At 53.6% G+C, this 16,908-nt stretch carries 16 protein-coding genes; 6 read left to right on the top strand and 10 right to left on the bottom strand.

Going from position 1 to position 16,908, the window contains the following annotated elements; translation table 11 throughout:
- Positions 1–16: 16 nt before the first annotated feature.
- Genes ttrB through ttrA form a run of 3 tightly spaced genes read left to right on the top strand, consistent with a single transcriptional unit; the run spans position 17 to position 4,832 of the window.
- Positions 17–751 carry a tetrathionate reductase subunit TtrB gene (ttrB, locus tag OGW16_RS23515; RefSeq protein WP_353417266.1) on the top strand — a complete coding sequence of 245 codons (735 nt, stop codon included), beginning with the start codon at positions 17–19 and terminating at the stop codon, positions 749–751.
- On the top strand, positions 752–1,774 hold the full coding sequence (gene ttrC, locus OGW16_RS23510) for a tetrathionate reductase subunit TtrC (RefSeq protein ID WP_100194451.1): 1,023 nt from the start codon (positions 752–754) through the stop codon (positions 1,772–1,774).
- Positions 1,767–4,832 (top strand): tetrathionate reductase subunit TtrA, encoded by a 3,066-nt coding sequence (gene ttrA / locus OGW16_RS23505; RefSeq protein ID WP_286519060.1) that lies wholly within the window; start codon positions 1,767–1,769, stop codon positions 4,830–4,832. Before ttrC ends, ttrA begins: the two co-directional genes overlap by 8 nt.
- A 94-nt stretch (positions 4,833–4,926) precedes the next feature.
- Here the strand turns inward: ttrA and OGW16_RS23500 are convergent, their stop codons facing one another.
- The 3 genes from OGW16_RS23500 to OGW16_RS23490 are packed head-to-tail and all read right to left on the bottom strand — an operon-like array spanning position 4,927 to position 7,444.
- The gene (locus OGW16_RS23500) at positions 4,927–5,739 is read right to left on the bottom strand and encodes a MetQ/NlpA family ABC transporter substrate-binding protein (protein WP_047411612.1); all 813 of its coding nucleotides are present in this window, start codon (positions 5,737–5,739) and stop codon (positions 4,927–4,929) included.
- Positions 5,740–5,760: 21 nt separating this feature from the next.
- Positions 5,761–6,429, bottom strand: a complete 669-nt coding sequence (locus OGW16_RS23495; protein WP_047411615.1) for a methionine ABC transporter permease — start codon at positions 6,427–6,429, stop codon at positions 5,761–5,763.
- Positions 6,422–7,444, bottom strand: a complete 1,023-nt coding sequence (locus OGW16_RS23490) for a methionine ABC transporter ATP-binding protein (RefSeq protein WP_043016552.1) — start codon at positions 7,442–7,444, stop codon at positions 6,422–6,424. The genes OGW16_RS23495 and OGW16_RS23490 overlap by 8 nt, the downstream gene beginning before the upstream one ends.
- Positions 7,445–7,820: 376 nt before the next feature.
- Between OGW16_RS23490 and ynhH the strand changes: the two genes are divergently transcribed.
- The 3 genes from ynhH (at position 7,821) to lpp (ending at position 9,981) form a co-directional block, all read left to right on the top strand.
- Positions 7,821–8,015 carry a protein YnhH gene (gene ynhH, locus OGW16_RS23485; protein WP_242637968.1) on the top strand — a complete coding sequence of 65 codons (195 nt, stop codon included), beginning with the start codon at positions 7,821–7,823 and terminating at the stop codon, positions 8,013–8,015.
- Between the two features lie 7 nt (positions 8,016–8,022).
- Positions 8,023–9,435, top strand: coding sequence for a pyruvate kinase PykF (pykF, locus tag OGW16_RS23480; RefSeq protein WP_286519058.1), 1,413 nt, complete (start codon positions 8,023–8,025; stop codon positions 9,433–9,435).
- A gap of 309 nt (positions 9,436–9,744) precedes the next feature.
- Positions 9,745–9,981, top strand: coding sequence for a murein lipoprotein Lpp (lpp, locus tag OGW16_RS23475; RefSeq protein WP_003029373.1), 237 nt, complete (start codon positions 9,745–9,747; stop codon positions 9,979–9,981).
- Positions 9,982–10,048: 67 nt separating this feature from the next.
- On the opposite strand, the gene ldtE is transcribed toward lpp, so the two are convergent.
- From ldtE to sufA, 7 genes are all read right to left on the bottom strand, one after another.
- A complete protein-coding gene (ldtE, locus tag OGW16_RS23470) occupies positions 10,049–11,053 on the bottom strand; it encodes a L,D-transpeptidase LdtE (RefSeq protein ID WP_075146085.1) in 1,005 nt (334 codons plus the stop codon).
- A 123-nt stretch (positions 11,054–11,176) separates the two neighbouring features.
- Positions 11,177–11,593, bottom strand: coding sequence for a cysteine desulfuration protein SufE (gene sufE, locus OGW16_RS23465; RefSeq protein ID WP_047411626.1), 417 nt, complete (start codon positions 11,591–11,593; stop codon positions 11,177–11,179).
- Positions 11,594–11,605: 12 nt separating this feature from the next.
- A complete protein-coding gene (gene sufS, locus OGW16_RS23460; RefSeq protein ID WP_286519055.1) occupies positions 11,606–12,826 on the bottom strand; it encodes a cysteine desulfurase SufS in 1,221 nt (406 codons plus the stop codon).
- Positions 12,823–14,094 (bottom strand): Fe-S cluster assembly protein SufD, encoded by a 1,272-nt coding sequence (gene sufD / locus OGW16_RS23455; RefSeq protein WP_193144927.1) that lies wholly within the window; start codon positions 14,092–14,094, stop codon positions 12,823–12,825. Before sufD ends, sufS begins: the two co-directional genes overlap by 4 nt.
- Positions 14,069–14,815, bottom strand: coding sequence for a Fe-S cluster assembly ATPase SufC (gene sufC, locus OGW16_RS23450; RefSeq protein WP_080625103.1), 747 nt, complete (start codon positions 14,813–14,815; stop codon positions 14,069–14,071). Before sufC ends, sufD begins: the two co-directional genes overlap by 26 nt.
- Before the next feature lie 17 nt (positions 14,816–14,832).
- On the bottom strand, positions 14,833–16,320 hold the full coding sequence (sufB, locus tag OGW16_RS23445; RefSeq protein ID WP_043016559.1) for a Fe-S cluster assembly protein SufB: 1,488 nt from the start codon (positions 16,318–16,320) through the stop codon (positions 14,833–14,835).
- Positions 16,321–16,328: 8 nt separating this feature from the next.
- Positions 16,329–16,697 (bottom strand): Fe-S cluster assembly scaffold SufA, encoded by a 369-nt coding sequence (gene sufA, locus OGW16_RS23440; RefSeq protein ID WP_043016560.1) that lies wholly within the window; start codon positions 16,695–16,697, stop codon positions 16,329–16,331.
- Positions 16,698–16,908: the final 211 nt, after the last annotated feature.

The following is a 16,908-nucleotide window of genomic DNA, read 5'->3' as shown; positions in this document are numbered from 1 at the left end:
CGTGACGGGAGAAAATATGGACAGCAGTAAACGGCAGTTTCTCCAGCAACTGGGCGTCCTGACCGCCGGCGCATCGCTGGTACCTTTAGCTCAGGCGCAATTCCCCTTCTCGCCTGAACGCCATGAAGGCTCACTTCAACACCGCTACGCCATGCTGATTGACCTGCGTCGCTGTATTGGCTGCCAGGCGTGTACCGTCAGTTGCGCCATTGAAAACCAGACGCCGCAGGGCGAATTTCGTACCCTCGTTAACCAGTATCAGGTGCAGATTGAGGGCCAGCAGAGCGTCACCAACGTCCTGCTGCCGCGGCTGTGCAACCATTGTGATAATCCCCCCTGCGTCCCCGTTTGCCCGGTACAGGCCACTTTCCAACGCGAAGACGGCATTGTGGTAGTCGACAACACGCGCTGCGTGGGCTGCGCCTACTGCGTGCAGGCCTGTCCTTATGATGCGCGATTCATCAACCATGAAACGCAAACCGCTGATAAATGCACCTTTTGTGTTCACCGTCTCGAAGCCGGCCTGCTCCCGGCCTGCGTGGAATCCTGCGTCGGTGGCGCGCGCATCATAGGCGATATCAAAGATCCGCACAGTCGAATCTCGCAAATGCTGCGTGAACACCATGACGCCATCAAAGTCCTGAAACCAGAAAATGGGACAGCCCCGCACGTGTTCTATCTGGGTCTGGACGAGGCGTTTGTCACCCCGTTGATGGGACGTGCTCAACCCGCTCTCTGGCAGGAGGTTTAAATGAACCATTCACTGGTTATTGAAGAGGTTCTGGCCCATCCCCAGGACGTAAGCTGGTTACCCTGGGCCGTACAATATTTCTTTTTCATCGGCATTGCCGCCTGCGCCGCGCTGTTCGCCTGTCTGCTTCACTGGCGCAAACAAGAGACGGCGGAACTGGAAAACCTGACGCTGTTAATCGCCCTGACCTGCGCGATTACCGCGCCGCTGGCGCTGACCGCTGACTTACACCAAACCGCCCGCGTCTGGCATTTCTACGCCTGGCCAACGCCATGGTCGTGGATGCCATGGGGCGCGCTGTTTTTACCCCTATTCACCGGCTTCTTAGGTCTGTGGTTTTTGGCGCAGCACGTTAAACGGTTAACGCTAAAAAGTTACAGCGTCACCAAATGGTTAGCCATAGGTAGCGCCCTGTCGGCCATCGGATTGCTGGTTTACACCGGTCGAGAAGTGTCAGTGGTGCAGGCGCGTCCGGTCTGGTTCAGCTACGCCTTTCCGATTGCAATGTTTCTCAGCGCGCTGCAAACGTTTCTCGCCCTGCTCATCGCAACGACCAAAAACCAGGAAACATTAGCACGCAAACTGGCATGGGGGCAGACAATTACCCTGATCGCGCTGGCTGGAGTGGTGGTGATATGGGCGAGCGGCAATTCGCTTTCCGGTTCAGCTATTCGCCAGTGGCTCGACGTTGCCTCTTCGGCACGACACTACGCCATCGGCTGGGTTGCGCTATGGCTTGCATCGCTTGCTCTTTGTGGGCTGGTGCTACGTAACCCCCTGTCGCTGCCGCTGCGCATAATACTCGCATTTAGCGCGATGGCGCTGTGCTGGCTGTTGCGCTGGACGTTACTCATCCAGGTACAGACCATCCCGAAATTTAACGCGCAGTTTAACCCTTACACCCTGCCTGGGGGTACCGATGGCTGGCTGGCCATTTTGGGCACCTTTGGACTGTGGATTGCACTGATCATTATTGTTCGTGAAGCCCTGAACGCGATCGCAAGGAGAATGCAACATGGCTAATTTAACACGTCGTCAGTGGCTTAAAGTAGGCCTTGCCGTAGGTGGCATGGTGACTTTTGGCCTGAGTTATCGGGATGTGGCAAAGCGCGCAATAGACGGTTTATTGGACGGAACCTCGGGCAAAATTACCCGTGATCGCATCTTTGGTAACGCCCTCATTCCCGAAGCCAATGCCCAGCCGCGCTGGCAGCAGAACCCGCAGCAGGTTATCTCCATGACGCAGTGCTTTGGCTGCTGGACGCAGTGTGGCGTGCGGGTACGCGTCGACAATGAACAAGGCAAGGTGCTGCGCATTGCGGGCAACCCCTATCATCCATTGTCTCAGGAGCATCATATTGACTCCGCCGTCCCCTTTGCCACCGCAATGGAACAACTGGCGGGCGAATCGGGTCTTGACGCGCGTTCCACCGCTTGCGCCCGTGGTGCAACCTTACTGGAAGGGCTGTACAGCCCGCTACGTATTCAGGAACCTATGAAGCGCGTCGGTAAACGCGGTGAGGGAAAATGGCAGCGCATTAGCTTCGAACAGTTGATCGAAGAAGTGGTGGAAGGCGGCGATCTGTTTGGTGAAGGCCACGTTGACGGTCTGCGGGCAATCCATGATACCAACACGCCACTTGATGCCGGGCATCCCGGCTTTGGCCCAAAGTCCAATCAACTGCTGGTCACGAATACCAGCGATGAAGGACGTGATACATTTTTGCGCCGCTTCGCGCTGAACAGTTTTGGCAGTAAAAACTTCGGTGCTCATGGCGCTTACTGCGGTCTGGCCTATCGTGCCGGTTCCGGTGCGCTAATGGGCGATCTGGATAAAAACACCCACGTGAAACCCGACTGGGATAACGTCGAATTCGCGCTGTTTATGGGCACTTCGCCGGCGCAATCCGGTAATCCATTTAAGCGCCAGGCCCGGCAACTGGCTAGCGCCCGGTTACGCGACGACTTCCGTTATGTGGTGGTGGCGCCCGCCCTGCCATTGACTACGGTGCTGGCTGACGAGCGCGGTCACTGGCAGCCCGTACGTCCGGGAAGCGACTCTGCGCTGGCGATGGCGATGATCCGCTGGATTATCGATAAACAGCGTTATAACGCCGATTACCTCGCTATTCCCGGCATACAGGCCATGCAGCAGGCCGAAGAAAAAAGCTGGACTAACGCCACGCATCTGGTGATTACCGATGAGCTTCCAACCCTTGCCGGACAGCATTTAACCCTCGCACATTTGAACGCAAATGCCGCCGAGGAGCCAGCAGTCGTTAACGAGGCCGGCGAAATTGTCGCCGCCAGCGGTTGCCCGCGTGCGCAGTTGTTTGTCAGCCGCGAAGTCATGCTGGCAGACGGCCAGACGGTGACGGTCAAAAGCAGCCTCCAGTGCCTGAAAGAGTCCGCCGGGAAACTAACACTCACGCAATACAGCCAGCAGTGCGGCGTGTCTGAAGCAGACATTAGCGCACTGGCCGATGCGTTTACCCGTCATGGACGCAAAGCGGCGGTGATCACCCACGGTGGCATGATGGCAGGCAATGGATTTTATAATGCCTGGTCGGTGATGATGCTCAATGCACTGATTGGCAACCTCAGCCTTGAAGGCGGCGTGTTCGTCGGCGGCGGCAAGTTTAATGGCGCCACCGACGGTCCGCGCTACAACATGGACAGCTTCGCCGGGAAGGTAAAACCGAAAGGGTTAAGCATCGCGCGCAGCAAAACGGCTTATGAGTCTTCCGAAGAGTACCGCAATAAGGTGGCTGCCGGACAATCCCCCTTCCCGGCCAAAGCCCCGTGGTATCCGTTTGTCGCCGGTCAGCTAACCGAACTTCTCGTCTCAGCGCTTGAAGGTTACCCTTATCCGCTGAAAGCCTGGATCTCCAACATGACCAACCCGTTCTACGGCATTGCAGGGTTGCGCGGCGTGGCGGAAGAAAAACTCAAGGATCCTGCGCGTCTGCCGCTGTTTATCGCGATTGACGCCTTTATGAATGAAACCACGGCGTTGGCAGATTACATCGTGCCAGATACCCATAACTTCGAAAGTTGGGGATTCAGCGCTCCATGGGCGGGCGTGGCCAGTAAAGCCACAACCGCGCGTTGGCCGGTTGTCAGAGCCGCGACCAGCACTACCGCCAACGGTCAACCGGCCTCGATGGAGTCTTTCTGTATCGCTGTAGCAAAACGCATCGGGCTACCCGGATTCGGCGACAATGCGATCACCGATCCGCAAGGCAACCGCTATCCACTGAACCGTGCGGAAGATTACTACCTGCGACTCGCCGCTAATATTGCGTTTATGGGCAAAGCGCCGGTCGCCGAGGCACAGCCGGAAGACATTGCGCTGACCGGGGTACAGCGGATAGTGCCTGTGATGACCCAAACGCTGAAAGCCGATGAAATTAGCCGGGTGGCATTTATCTACTCCCGGGGCGGACGCTTTGCGCCGGACATCAGCGGGCGGGTTGAGAATCGGGTAGGCAATGCGTGGGAAAAACCGCTACAAATCTGGAATGCGAACGTCGCCGCGCACCGCCATGCGATTACCGGCGAGCGCTTCAGCGGCTGCCCGGCCTGGTATCCTTCGCGCCTGTCAGATGGCCGTGCTGTCGAGGAGTTGTTCCCGGAACAAGAGTGGCCGCTGAAACTGATTTCTTTTAAATCAAATACAATGTCCAGCGCCACGGCGGTGATCCCGCGTCTGCAGCATCTGAAGCCGGTAAATCTGGTGGCGCTCAATCCGCAGGACGGTCAGCGATATGGCTTAGCGCACGGCGATAAGGTACGGATCACCACGCCTGGCGGTCAGGCGCTGGCGCAGATAAGCCTGCTGCATGGGGTCATGCCTGGCGTAATCGCCATTGAACACGGTTATGGGCATAAAGAAATGGGCGCGGCGCAGCATACGCTCGACGGCGAACCGATGGCGTTTGATGCACAAATAAGGTCGGGGATTAATCTCAACGATTTAGGCTTTGCGGATCCTACCCGGCAGGTAGCGAATACCTGGCTTGACTGGGTATCGGGCGCGGCGGTGCGCCAGGGGTTACCCGCGAGAATTGAGCGAGTGTAATTCTCGCACCGGATGGCAACGGCAACGCGCCTTATCCGGCCTACAGGACGTCGTAGGCAGGGTAAGGCACAGTCGCCATCCGGCAAAAAGCAAATTAGTTATTTACCGGGATCACCGCGCCTTTATATTTGGTGCGGATCCAGTCCTGGATCTCTTTTGAATGCAGGACATCAACCAGCGCCACGATATCCTTTTTCTTCTCGTCGCCACGATGCACGGTAATGATGTTGGCATACGGGTTGTTTTCACCACTTTCGACGGCGATAGGATCTTTCACCGGATCCAGCCCGGCATCGATCGCGTAGTTGGCGTTAATCACCACCGCATCCCCTTCGTCGTTGTTATACATCTGCGGTAACAGCGCCGCTTCGACGTTAGGCAGGAACTTCAGTTTTTTCGGGTTTTCGACGATATCGCTAATGCGAGCGGTCACTTTATCCACACCCGGCTTCAGCTTGATCACACCCTCTTTTTCGAAAATCGACAGAATACGGCCTTCTTCAGATACCGCATCGCGCATGATGATCTTGCCACCTTCCGGCAGATCTTTAAGCGATTTTACCTTTTTCGAATAGATACCAATCGGCTCGATGTGAATCGCTCCGGCGCTGACGAAATCATAGGTTTTATCACCCGCATGGTCTTTAATCACGCTGTTCAGGTACGGAATATGCTGGAAGTAGTTCGCGTCAATCTCACGGCCAGCCAGCGCGGTGTTCGGCAGAATGTAATCCTGGAACGGTTTAATCTCTAAATCGATCCCCTGCTTCGCCAGAATCGGCTTAGCCTGCTCAAGGATCTCCGCATGCGGCACGTTAGATGCGCCAACGGTCAGAGTATCAGCCCAGGAGGCAAAGCTCAGGGCGCTCAAGGTTGCTGCGGCGAGTAACGTCAGTGATTTTTTCATGATAATGGTTTCCGTATTTTATTAGCGTTTATCTAACAGAGAGGTGATCACATCGCCGCAAAGCTGGATGATGAAGACAATGAGCAAAATCGTCACCGTCGCCACCAGCGTGACGTCGCTGTGGTTGCGCTGGAATCCTTCCAGATAAGCCAAATTCCCTAATCCACCGGCGCCAATTACCCCTGCCATCGCGCTGTAGCTAACCAGCGCAATCAGCGTCACGGTGATCCCGGACACCAGAGCAGGAGAAGATTCCGGCAATAAAACTCGAAAAATAAGCGTGCTCAGCCGTGCGCCCATCGAACGCGTCGCTTCAATAACGCCTTTATCCACTTCACGCAGGGCAATCTCGACCAGACGCGCATAAAACGGCGCGGCCCCCACGATCAGCGCAGGCAACGCGGCATTGGCACCGAGAATGGTGCCAACCATCGCTTTGGTGAACGGGATCAGCAGCACGATCAATATGATGAACGGGATGGAACGGAAGATATTCACCACCAGCGAAATAACGCTATATACCGCGCGATTGTGAAACAGTCCGCCGCGTGCGGTCAGGAACAGCGCCAGGCCAAGTGCGATCCCCAGTACAAAGGTCGCCGCACCAGAAAGGGCTGTCATATAGAGCGTTTCCTGGGTTGCCGCCAGCAGTTGCTCCCACTTCAGATGGGGAAACAGTTCTTCAGCCATGTTGAATCACCTCGCCTTCAATGTCGCTCTGGCGCAGGTCGGCCAAAATATTGTTCAATTGTTCTTCAGAGGCCACAACGTGAACCCAGAGCTGACCAAACACACCGTGCGCAGTTTGCGTCATCTTGCCGTGTAAAATGTTAAACGGCAGGCCATAGCGCAGGGTCAATTCGCCAACCACAGGCCGATGCGTACGCTGCCCGGTGAACGTAAGCTTGATAACTACGCCGCCAAGCTCGCTTGCCAACTGCGGATTAAATTCGTCTTCCTCGGTGTACTGGCTCACCTGACGCACAAACTGTCGGGTGATCGGCTGCTGCGGATGGGTAAAGACGCTGAGCACGTCACCCTCCTCAACAACTTTGCCATTTTCCATTACCGCCACGCGATCGCAGATTTTGCGTACCACGTGCATTTCATGGGTGATCAGCACAATGGTCAATTTGAAGCGGCGGTTAATATCGAGCAGTAAATCGAGGATCTGATCGGTGGTTTGCGGATCCAGCGCCGAGGTGGCTTCGTCACACAGCAGGACGTCCGGATTGTTCGCCAACGCACGGGCAATTCCTACCCGCTGCTTTTGCCCACCGCTCAGTTGGGACGGATACGCGTTTTCACGACCGCTCAGCCCAACCAGCGCAATCAGTTCAGCAACTCGCGCTTTAATAGAGGCTTTTGGCGCTCCGGCGATTTGCATTGAGAACGCAATATTTTCGCTTACGGTTCGTGACCACAGTAAATTGAAATGCTGAAACACCATGCTGATTTTCAGTCGCGCCTGGCGTAATGACTCCCCACGGGCGGCAGAAATATCGTGGCCGTTGATCGTTACGCTGCCGGAGGTCGGTTTTTCCAGCCCATTGAGCAAACGAATTAAGGTGCTTTTCCCCGCCCCGCTGTAACCAATAATTCCGTAAATCTGTCCCTGTTCAACCGTCAGGTTGACGTTATCGACAGCGGTAATGGCAAGCCTGCCTGGCGTAAACACTTTCGAAATATTTTTCAGGACAATCATGTCGTTTGGGTATCCGCTGCTGCTTATTGTTCTTCTGCTAGCGCTTTTGGCTGTTTAGCAGTATGGATGTCCAAACGAGTGTAATCAGTAGAATTGGCTTTTAAAATGAATTAAAACGCATTTGATATAACTTTTAGAAATATGCTTACCTGGACGGCGTTAAATGCCAAAAATTCAGACAGTGGGACGACAATAACGACCTGTTGCGCAACAAACCGCTGCTGCGAACAGCTTCTTTATCCATACAGCTGAACAAATTAATGAATAATTTTTGTAAAACTGCACAGATGTGTTTTGAAACGCTGTTTCCATTTTCCTTTTTGATAATTTTCAGCGTATAATGCGCGCCAATTGTCTCTTGAATGGTTTCAGCACATTGACCTGTAAAACTCAACGACTACAAAACTCACCATCCCGTTGGGCTGAAACACAAGCACACATTCCTCTGCACGCTCTTTCGATGTCACCTATCCTTAGAGCGAGGCATCACAACTTTCGTAACTCAGGTTTAGCTTCCCGTCCGTGCGCGGCGGGAGCCAGATTTCCATATCCTTCTCAACTTAAAGACTAAGACTGTCATGAAAAAGACGAAAATTGTTTGCACCATCGGTCCGAAAACCGAACCCGAAGAGATGTTAACCAAAATGCTGGACGCGGGCATGAACGTCATGCGTCTGAACTTCTCCCACGGCGACTATGCAGAACACGGTCAGCGCATCAAGAATTTGCGCAACGTCATGAGCAAAACCGGTAAGAAAGCCGCAATCCTGCTCGACACCAAAGGTCCGGAAATCCGTACCATTAAACTGGAAGGCGGTAACGACGTTTCCCTGAAAGCGGGCCAGACCTTCACGTTCACCACCGACAAATCTGTCGTAGGCAACAACGAAATCGTTGCTGTTACTTATGAAGGCTTCACTAAAGATCTGTCCGTCGGCAATACCGTTCTGGTTGACGATGGTCTGATCGGCATGGAAGTTACCGCCATCGAAGGTAACAAAGTTATCTGTAAAGTGCTGAACAACGGCGACCTGGGCGAAAACAAAGGTGTTAACCTGCCGGGCGTTTCCATCGCACTGCCAGCCCTGGCTGAAAAAGACAAACAGGACCTTATCTTCGGTTGCGAGCAAGGCGTTGACTTCGTTGCTGCCTCCTTTATCCGTAAACGTTCTGACGTCGTAGAAATCCGTGAGCACCTGAAAGCGCACGGCGGCGAAAACATCCAGATCATCTCCAAAATCGAAAACCAGGAAGGCCTGAACAACTTCGACGAAATCCTCGAAGCGTCTGACGGCATCATGGTTGCGCGTGGCGATATGGGCGTTGAGATCCCGGTTGAAGAAGTTATCTTCGCGCAGAAGATGATCATCGAAAAATGTATCCGTGCACGTAAAGTCGTTATCACTGCGACCCAGATGCTGGACTCCATGATCAAAAACCCACGTCCTACCCGCGCTGAAGCCGGTGACGTAGCAAACGCCATCCTCGACGGTACCGACGCAGTAATGCTGTCTGGCGAGTCTGCAAAAGGTAAATACCCGCTGGAAGCCGTCACCATCATGGCGACCATCTGTGAGCGTACTGACCGCGTGATGACCAGCCGTCTGGACTTCAATAACGACAGCCGCAAACTGCGCATCACCGAAGCCGTTTGCCGTGGCGCGGTTGAAACTGCAGAAAAACTGGACGCGCCGCTGATCGTCGTCGCTACCCAGGGCGGTAAATCTGCTCGCGCAGTACGTAAATACTTCCCGGATGCCACCATCCTGGCGCTGACCACCAACGAAACGACCGCGCGTCAGCTGGTGCTGAGCAAAGGCGTTGTTGCACAAGTGGTTAAAGAAATCAGCTCTACCGATGATTTCTATCGCCTGGGTAAAGAAGTCGCTCTGGAAAGCGGTCTGGCTCAGAAAGGTGACGTTGTGGTTATGGTTTCCGGCGCACTGGTTCCGAGCGGCACGACTAACACCGCATCCGTTCACGTGCTGTAATAATTCCAACACGAATTAATTTGCTTAAAAAAGCGCCCTTGTGGCGCTTTTTTTATTTTATCGATAGCCACAATTAATAAAAAATCAAATCGGATTTCACTATCTAATCCGTGATTATCTAAGATGAATCCGATGGAAGCTTTCTGTTTTCACTCGGTTTTTTAGCCGTTTTTGTACAATTCGATGCTTCTTTGAGCGAACGATCAAAAATAAGTGCATTCCCATCAAAAAAATATTCTCAACATAAAAAACTTTGTGTAATACTTGTAACGCTACATGGAGATTAACTCAATCTAGAGGGTATTAATAATGAATCGTACTAAACTGGTACTGGGCGCGGTAATCCTGGGTTCTACTCTGCTGGCAGGTTGCTCCAGCAACGCTAAAATCGATCAGCTGTCTTCTGACGTTCAGACTCTGAACGCTAAAGTTGACCAGCTGAGCAACGACGTGAACGCAATGCGTTCCGACGTTCAGGCTGCTAAAGATGACGCAGCTCGCGCTAACCAGCGTCTGGACAACGCAGCTACTAAATACCGCAAGTAATAGTATCTGTGTAATAGAAATGGCGCACATTGTGCGCCATTTTTTTTGCCCCTAATTTCCTTCCCTGTTATTGCGTAATACGCACCTCTGCGCCCTCTCCCGGCGCGCCATTCTGTGCAGACTTCACTTCCGCTCCATTGTTAACGACCGAGGCTTGCCCGGCAGTCACGGTGACCGGATAGCCCGCGCGGCGGTACAACGCTCTTTCCACCAGGCTGTTATCCACGGCGTTACTGTCTTTAAACTGGGTAAAACCGGCTGGCAGCACATACGGCATGGTCTGGACGTTTTGCTCCTCTTCCGGCGACAGCGGTCGGTGCACCTCGACATACCGCATGCCGTTCGGCTCAATCGAATATTTTATCGGCTCATTAATCACCCTGACCGGCGTACCTGTACGGACCTGGGCAAACAGTGCTTTGATATCCGGCGCGTTCATACGAATACAACCAGAACTCACGCGCAGGCCCACGCTGTCCGGCGCGCTGGTGCCATGGATCAGGTATTCACCGTTTCCATACGCCAGACGCAGTGCAAAGCGTCCTAACGGGTTATTTGGCCCGGCGGGTACTACCGGCGGTAATGTGATGCCGCGCTCCAGAGAGCGTTTACGGATGCCTGCTGTAGGGGTCCAGGTCGGATTGGGGATTTTCTGCCCAACCCGGGTTTCCATTACCGGCGTTTCCAGCCCCTGCAAACCGATACCAATCGGGAATACCTGAACAATATTCTCTCCCGGCGGGAAGTAATACAGACGTAATTCCGCCAGATTCACAATAATGCCTTCGCGTGGCGCATCCGGCAGCAGTAATTGCGAGGGAATAGTAATCAGCGTTCCAGGTTTAGGTACGGGGGCAATAGTATTGTTGGCTTCAAGGATCAGCATTGCGGCGGTATCAAACTTACGGGCTATCGCCTGGAGGTTTTTATCGCCTTCCTGCACGGTGTAGGTTTGGTTTTGCCCAACAAGACGGCTGTTCGCCTGGGGCAAAGGATAATCGACCGCCCATGCGGCCTGAATAGCGCTGTAAGCGCCGATTAGCATTAACGTAATAACAGACGCGCGTTTCATACTCACTCACCCCCCTGGCGTTCTTGCCGGACGGCGACAAGCGCCCGATCCGGCCTACGAGTCACTGCGTTGCCCTACACGAACGCTTTCAAGACGGTCTGAAAGTTGACGTGTTTTATCAGTTTAGCTAAGAGTTGCAGCTTTGGCGCGAATCGCCCGAATCATCGCCTCCAGCCCCTGTGACCGGGACGGTGTGAGATGCTGTGCGAGCGCCATTTTTTCAAACCACGGACGCACATCAAAATTCACAATATCCTGAGCCGTCATGCGGTCATACAGAATGAATACCACAGCGATAAGCCCTTTCACAATTGCCGCATCGCTGTCGCCTTGTAATTCAATAATACCTTCGCCATTCTGACGCATAACAATCCATACCTGACTTTGACATCCCTGGATGCTATTTTCCGCATTACGATCGTCGTCGTTTAATGCCGGCAGACGCTGACCCAGTTCAATAATGTACAGATATTTCTCTTCCCAATTCGCGCAACGCAGAAAATTACGCAACAACTTTTCTTTGTCCGGTAGCGCAGCCATAACGCCTCCCTGTTATCCCAGTAAGTGATGAATACGCTTGAGACCCGTTACCAGGCGATCCACTTCTTCGTGGGTGTTGTACATGGCGATCGACGCACGACACATAGCGGGAACGTTGTAGTAGGCCATCAGTGGCATAGCACAGTGATGTCCCGTCCGCACGGCGATCCCATAGTTATCGAGAAAACTCCCGACGTCATAGGCGTGATGTTTGCCGAGGTTAAACGCAATCACCCCCAGGCGGTTATCCGGACCGTAAAGCGTCAAATCCGGCACTTCCGCCAGTTGTTCCAGCGCATAGCGCATCATGAACTGTTCATATTCGCTGATTTCAGTAAGCCCCAGCGCTGAAACGTACTCAATCGCCGCGCCAAGCCCAATAATGCCCCCGGTGTTTGGCGTTCCGGCTTCAAACCGCCAGGGGGCTTTGGCCCACGTCGTCCCCTGGCTCAGGCTTACTGTCGCAATCATCGAACCACCGCCTTCCCAGGGTGGCATTTCCTGCAGCAGCGACTCTCTGGCATACAGAACGCCAATACCGGTTGGCCCGTAAAGCTTGTGTCCGGAGAAAACATAGAAATCGCAATCCAGCGCCTGCACATCCACCTGATGATGCATAACCGCCTGTGCGCCATCCACCAGCACTTTTGCGCCGTATTGATGCGCCAGCTCAATCATCTCACCCAACGGGTTTTCCGTGCCCAGCACATTAGATACGTGGGTAATCGACAGCAGTTGCGTGCGATCGTCAAACAGCGTCGGTAGCGTTTCCAGCTGCAACGTACCGTCTGCATTGAGTGGAATAACGCGCAGTTCTGCGCCTACGCGGGTACACAGCATCTGCCAGGGTACAATATTGGCGTGATGCTCCATTTCGCTGATGATAATGTTATCGCCCGCCCGCACATTGCTGCTGCCCCAACTGTTCGCCACCAGGTTGATACCTTCCGTGGTACCACGCACGAACACCAGCTCTTCAGCTGAACGGGCGTTAATAAACAGCGAGGCGAGCTTGCGTACATTCTCCATTTTTTCTGTGGCCTGCGCGCTCAGCGTATGGATCCCGCGGTGGACCGCTGCATAGCCATGACGGTAAAATTCGGCTTCGGCATCAATCACCTGATTAGGCTTTTGCGCGCTGGCGGCGCTGTCCAGATAGGCTAGCGGTAAACCGTTCACTTCACGCGCCAGGACCGGAAAATCGGCCCGCACTTTTTCAATGGGAAATGTCATGCTACGCCTCCCGGCAAGCGTTGGGCGATCCGCGCCAGTACCAATTGTTTCAGCGTTTCCTCGCCCAGGGCTTCCGTTAGCTCAGCGGCAAACGCATAGAGAATCATTTGTTGAGCATCCTGCTGGCCGATCCCGCGTGAACGCAGATAGAACATCTGCTCATCGTCAATCCGCCCTACCGTCGCTCCGTGACTGCATTTCACGTCGTCGGCATAGATTTCCAGCTGTGGCTTGGTGTCCACTTCTGCCAGTCTACCGAGCAGCAAATTATTGTTGGTCATCTGACCATCGGTTTTAATAGCGTGCTGGGCGACGTTGATCAGGCCATTAAATACCGCCCGGCCCTTATCGCTGACAATCGTTTTATGCAGCTGGCGGCTGTTGCAATATCCTTTGTTATGCGCAAGCCAGGTCCGGGTATCGCAGACTTCATTTTTCACTGGCATCGCCAGGCTGTTAAGCCGAAGCGTGGTGTTTTCACCATTAAGCTGGGTGCTGGTGTTATGGCGCAACACCGCAGCACCGAGTAAAAAGCTGTGGCTGGCGGCGGTGGCATCTGCGCCCAATTGAATATCGTTATGGGCGAAATGGTGGCTGAGCGAATTCTCAAATGCCAGTTTGATATGGCGCAAATGCGCATTCGCCGCGACGTTCATGGTTAAACGAGCACCGGTAAAATGGCGAAGCTCGCTTAGGCTTACATAGTATTCAATGACGGTGGCTTCAGCGCCTTCCGCCAGCTCCAGATGGTGGCGGTAGTGCGCTGTATTCACCTCATCGCCCGTCAGTCCCTGAGTAATGTGCAGCAGCAGCAACGGTTTCGCGGGGCACTGGTTACGCTTCACCTGAATGTGCGTTACGCTGCGGGACAGGCTTTCCGTCAGGTGCAGAAAGACTTCCGGTTGTACAGCCGCAGGCAGCGCCTGGCGCACATCGTCAACGACAATCTCAAAACCGCTACCCTCCGCGCTGTCGCTGAGCGTCGGAGAGAATTGCCCGTCGACAAACACCAGTCGGACAGCATCAATAGCCGGCGCTAACGCTTCACACTGGGCTGACGTTATTTCAGCGACATGGCTGACAAACTGGCTGTTGGTTAATCCCTCCAGCGGCGTGTATTTCCAGTCCTCATGCTTACGCGTTGGCAGTCCCAGACGTAGCATCTGTTGCAGATGCTGCTGGGCATGATGCGAGCGCGTCTCCCCTTGCGTCTCAAACAGATGATGCCACTGTTGCAGCACGTTACTGCTGTTCGCTAAGCCAGCCATAACCTTGCTCCTCCAGTTGTTTGACCAGCGAGAAATCGCCAGACTTCACAATTCGCCCCTGGTAGAGAACGTGAACATAATCGGGTTTGATATAGTCCAGGATGCGCTGATAGTGGGTGACGATAATGAATGAACGTTGCCCATCGCGCAGCGAGTTCACGCCATCGGCGACGATTTTCAGCGCGTCGATATCCAGCCCGGAGTCCGACTCGTCAAGAATGCACAGTTGAGGCTCCAGTACCGCCATTTGCAAAATGTCATTACGCTTTTTCTCGCCGCCGGAGAAACCGACGTTTACCGAACGCGTCAGCAGATCTTCCGGCATCTTCAACAACGCGATTTTCTCTTCCATCAGATCCTGGAAGTCAAACCTGTCCAGCGACTCCTCGCCACGGTAGCTGCGCACCGCATTCAGCGCCGTTTGCAGGAAAAACTGATTACTGACCCCGGGGATTTCCACCGGATACTGAAATGCCATAAAGATCCCTTCACCGGCCCGGTCTTCCGGTGACAGTTCCAGTAAATCTTTACCGTTGAATTCTACCGTCCCGCCGGTGACTTCGTAGTCATCACGTCCGGCCAGCGTGGCGGAAAGCGTACTTTTCCCGGAACCGTTCGGTCCCATAATGGCGTGGACTTCTCCGGGGCGAATCTCAAGGCTGAGACCACGCAGGATCGCCTTATCTTCCACACTGACCTGTAAATCTTTGATGCTTAGCATGTGCTTTCCTTAAATTTTTAACCGACGCTGTGTTCAAGGCTTATGGCGAGCAGTTTTTGCGCTTCCACGGCAAATTCCAGCGGCAGTTCAGAGAACACGTCTTTACAGAAACCATTCACGATCATCGAAATGGCATCCTCTTCGCTGATGCCGCGCTGCAGGCAGTAAAACAGCTGGTCTTCACCAATACGCGACGTTGTGGCTTCGTGCTCAAGCTGGGCGCTATTGTTACGACACTCGACATACGGGAAGGTGTGCGCCCCACAATCCGCGCCGATCAGCATCGAATCGCATTGGGTATAGTTGCGGGCATTGGTGGCGGTCGGCATGATCTTCACCAAACCGCGATAGCTGTTCTGGCTGTGTCCGGCGGAGATCCCTTTCGAGATAATGGTCGATTTGGTGTTCTTGCCGATGTGGATCATCTTGGTGCCGGTATCGGCCTGCTGGTGACCACTGGTTAGCGCAACGGAATAGAATTCGCCGATAGAGTTGTCGCCACGCAGAATGCAGCTTGGGTATTTCCACGTAATGGCTGAGCCGGTTTCCGACTGCGTCCACGACATTTTGCTGTTTTCACCTTCGCACAGAGCGCGCTTGGTAACGAAGTTTAAAATGCCGCCGGTGTTACCATCGCCAGGGAACCAGTTTTGTACCGTCGAGTATTTCACTTCGGCATCTTTGTGGATGATGACTTCCACCACCGCGGCATGCAGTTGGTAGCTGTCACGCACCGGGGCTGAACAGCCTTCGATATAGCTGACGTAGCTGCCCTCATCCGCAACCAGAATGGTGCGTTCAAACTGCCCGGTTTTTTCCGCATTGATACGGAAATAGGTCGACAGTTCCATTGGGCAACGCACACCTTTCGGTACATAGATAAACGTACCGTCGGATGCCACCGCCGCATTCAGCGCGGCAAAGAAATTGTCATTACCTGGTACGACCGTGCCCAGATACTGTTTTACCAGCTCAGGGTGATCGTGAATCGCCTCACCGAACGAACAGAAAATAATGCCCTGTTCCGCCAGTTTGTCACGATAGGTGGTCGCTACCGACACCGAGTCAAAAATGGCATCAACCGCCACCTCTTTGCCTTCGCGGACCGGCACGCCAAGCTGTTCAAATGCGTCCTCAACCTCTTTGCTTAAAAACGCATTCGCCCCCGTTTGCTGTACCGCTCCCGGCTCAGATGCGCAGGTTTCATCGCAATTGCCGCAGGACGGCGCGGAGTAATAGCTATACTCCTGGTAATTCAGTTTGTCGTAATGCGCTTTCAGCCAGTGCGGCTCTTCCATGGAGAGCCATGCGTTAAAGGCATTCAGGCGAAATTCCAGCATCCAGTCGGGTTCATTTCGTTTTGCCGAAATCGCACGCACGACATCTTCGTTGATCCCTTTCGCCAGCTCATCAGTTTGCAGTTGGGTGAAGAAGCCCTCTTTATAATTAAGGTGCCCGCCAGCCCAGGTGTTGACATCGTCAGTTGCTTCAGTATTACGAGACATAGTACCGCCTATACCCCAAAACTTTCGCCACAGCCGCATTCGTTCTGGGCTTTCGGGTTATGAAATTTAAATAACTGATTTAATCCTTCGCGAACGAAATCGACCTCTGTACCGTCGATAAACGGCATCGCCTGTAACGGCACATAAAGTCTGGCGCCATCCGTTTCAAACAACAGATCGTCTTTTTGGACCTCGCGGACGGTGTCCAGCACGTAGCCGAATCCCGCACATCCCGTTTGCTTCACGCCTAAACGCACGCCCAACATGTCGGGTTGCTTTGCTACCAGCTCACGGATATGCGCCGCAGCCGCTGGCGTTAACGTCAGTCCACGCCAGGCAAAATCGTCCGGGTTAAATGTTCCTGAATGCAATTCCATAGAGTTACCTCGAGTCACTAGCTTTGAAGCTATAACACCATGTTAGTGATAATGATTATCACTTCAACCCCTCAACAGCAGGGGCATTCGGGTTAATCGCCCTTTTTGACTACTTTTACTAAGCATAGACCCTGCAGCGTGGGTTTACAGGGATGGAATTTTTTGTTCAATACATTGATTAACAATAGATTATAAAAATCCAATCGTTCAG

The organism is Citrobacter sp. Ce104 (assembly GCF_030334595.1).
GTDB lineage: Bacteria > Pseudomonadota > Gammaproteobacteria > Enterobacterales > Enterobacteriaceae > Citrobacter > Citrobacter europaeus.
This window is presented reverse-complemented; position numbering and strand designations above follow the sequence as displayed.

Excerpts from the sequence above, each read along its gene's own strand:
- ttrB (WP_353417266.1), top strand. The coding sequence starts at position 17 with ATGGACAGCAGTAAACGGCAGTTTCTCCAGCAACTGGGCGTCCTGACC.
- ttrC (WP_100194451.1), top strand. The coding sequence starts at position 752 with ATGAACCATTCACTGGTTATTGAAGAGGTTCTGGCCCATCCCCAGGAC.
- ttrA (WP_286519060.1), top strand. The coding sequence starts at position 1,767 with ATGGCTAATTTAACACGTCGTCAGTGGCTTAAAGTAGGCCTTGCCGTA.
- OGW16_RS23500 (WP_047411612.1), bottom strand. The coding sequence starts at position 5,739 with ATGAAAAAATCACTGACGTTACTCGCCGCAGCAACCTTGAGCGCCCTG.
- OGW16_RS23495 (WP_047411615.1), bottom strand. The coding sequence starts at position 6,429 with ATGGCTGAAGAACTGTTTCCCCATCTGAAGTGGGAGCAACTGCTGGCG.
- OGW16_RS23490 (WP_043016552.1), bottom strand. The coding sequence starts at position 7,444 with ATGATTGTCCTGAAAAATATTTCGAAAGTGTTTACGCCAGGCAGGCTT.
- pykF (WP_286519058.1), top strand. The coding sequence starts at position 8,023 with ATGAAAAAGACGAAAATTGTTTGCACCATCGGTCCGAAAACCGAACCC.
- lpp (WP_003029373.1), top strand. The coding sequence starts at position 9,745 with ATGAATCGTACTAAACTGGTACTGGGCGCGGTAATCCTGGGTTCTACT.
- ldtE (WP_075146085.1), bottom strand. The coding sequence starts at position 11,053 with ATGAAACGCGCGTCTGTTATTACGTTAATGCTAATCGGCGCTTACAGC.
- sufE (WP_047411626.1), bottom strand. The coding sequence starts at position 11,593 with ATGGCTGCGCTACCGGACAAAGAAAAGTTGTTGCGTAATTTTCTGCGT.
- sufS (WP_286519055.1), bottom strand. The coding sequence starts at position 12,826 with ATGACATTTCCCATTGAAAAAGTGCGGGCCGATTTTCCGGTCCTGGCG.
- sufD (WP_193144927.1), bottom strand. The coding sequence starts at position 14,094 with ATGGCTGGCTTAGCGAACAGCAGTAACGTGCTGCAACAGTGGCATCAT.
- sufC (WP_080625103.1), bottom strand. The coding sequence starts at position 14,815 with ATGCTAAGCATCAAAGATTTACAGGTCAGTGTGGAAGATAAGGCGATC.
- sufB (WP_043016559.1), bottom strand. The coding sequence starts at position 16,320 with ATGTCTCGTAATACTGAAGCAACTGACGATGTCAACACCTGGGCTGGC.
- sufA (WP_043016560.1), bottom strand. The coding sequence starts at position 16,697 with ATGGAATTGCATTCAGGAACATTTAACCCGGACGATTTTGCCTGGCGT.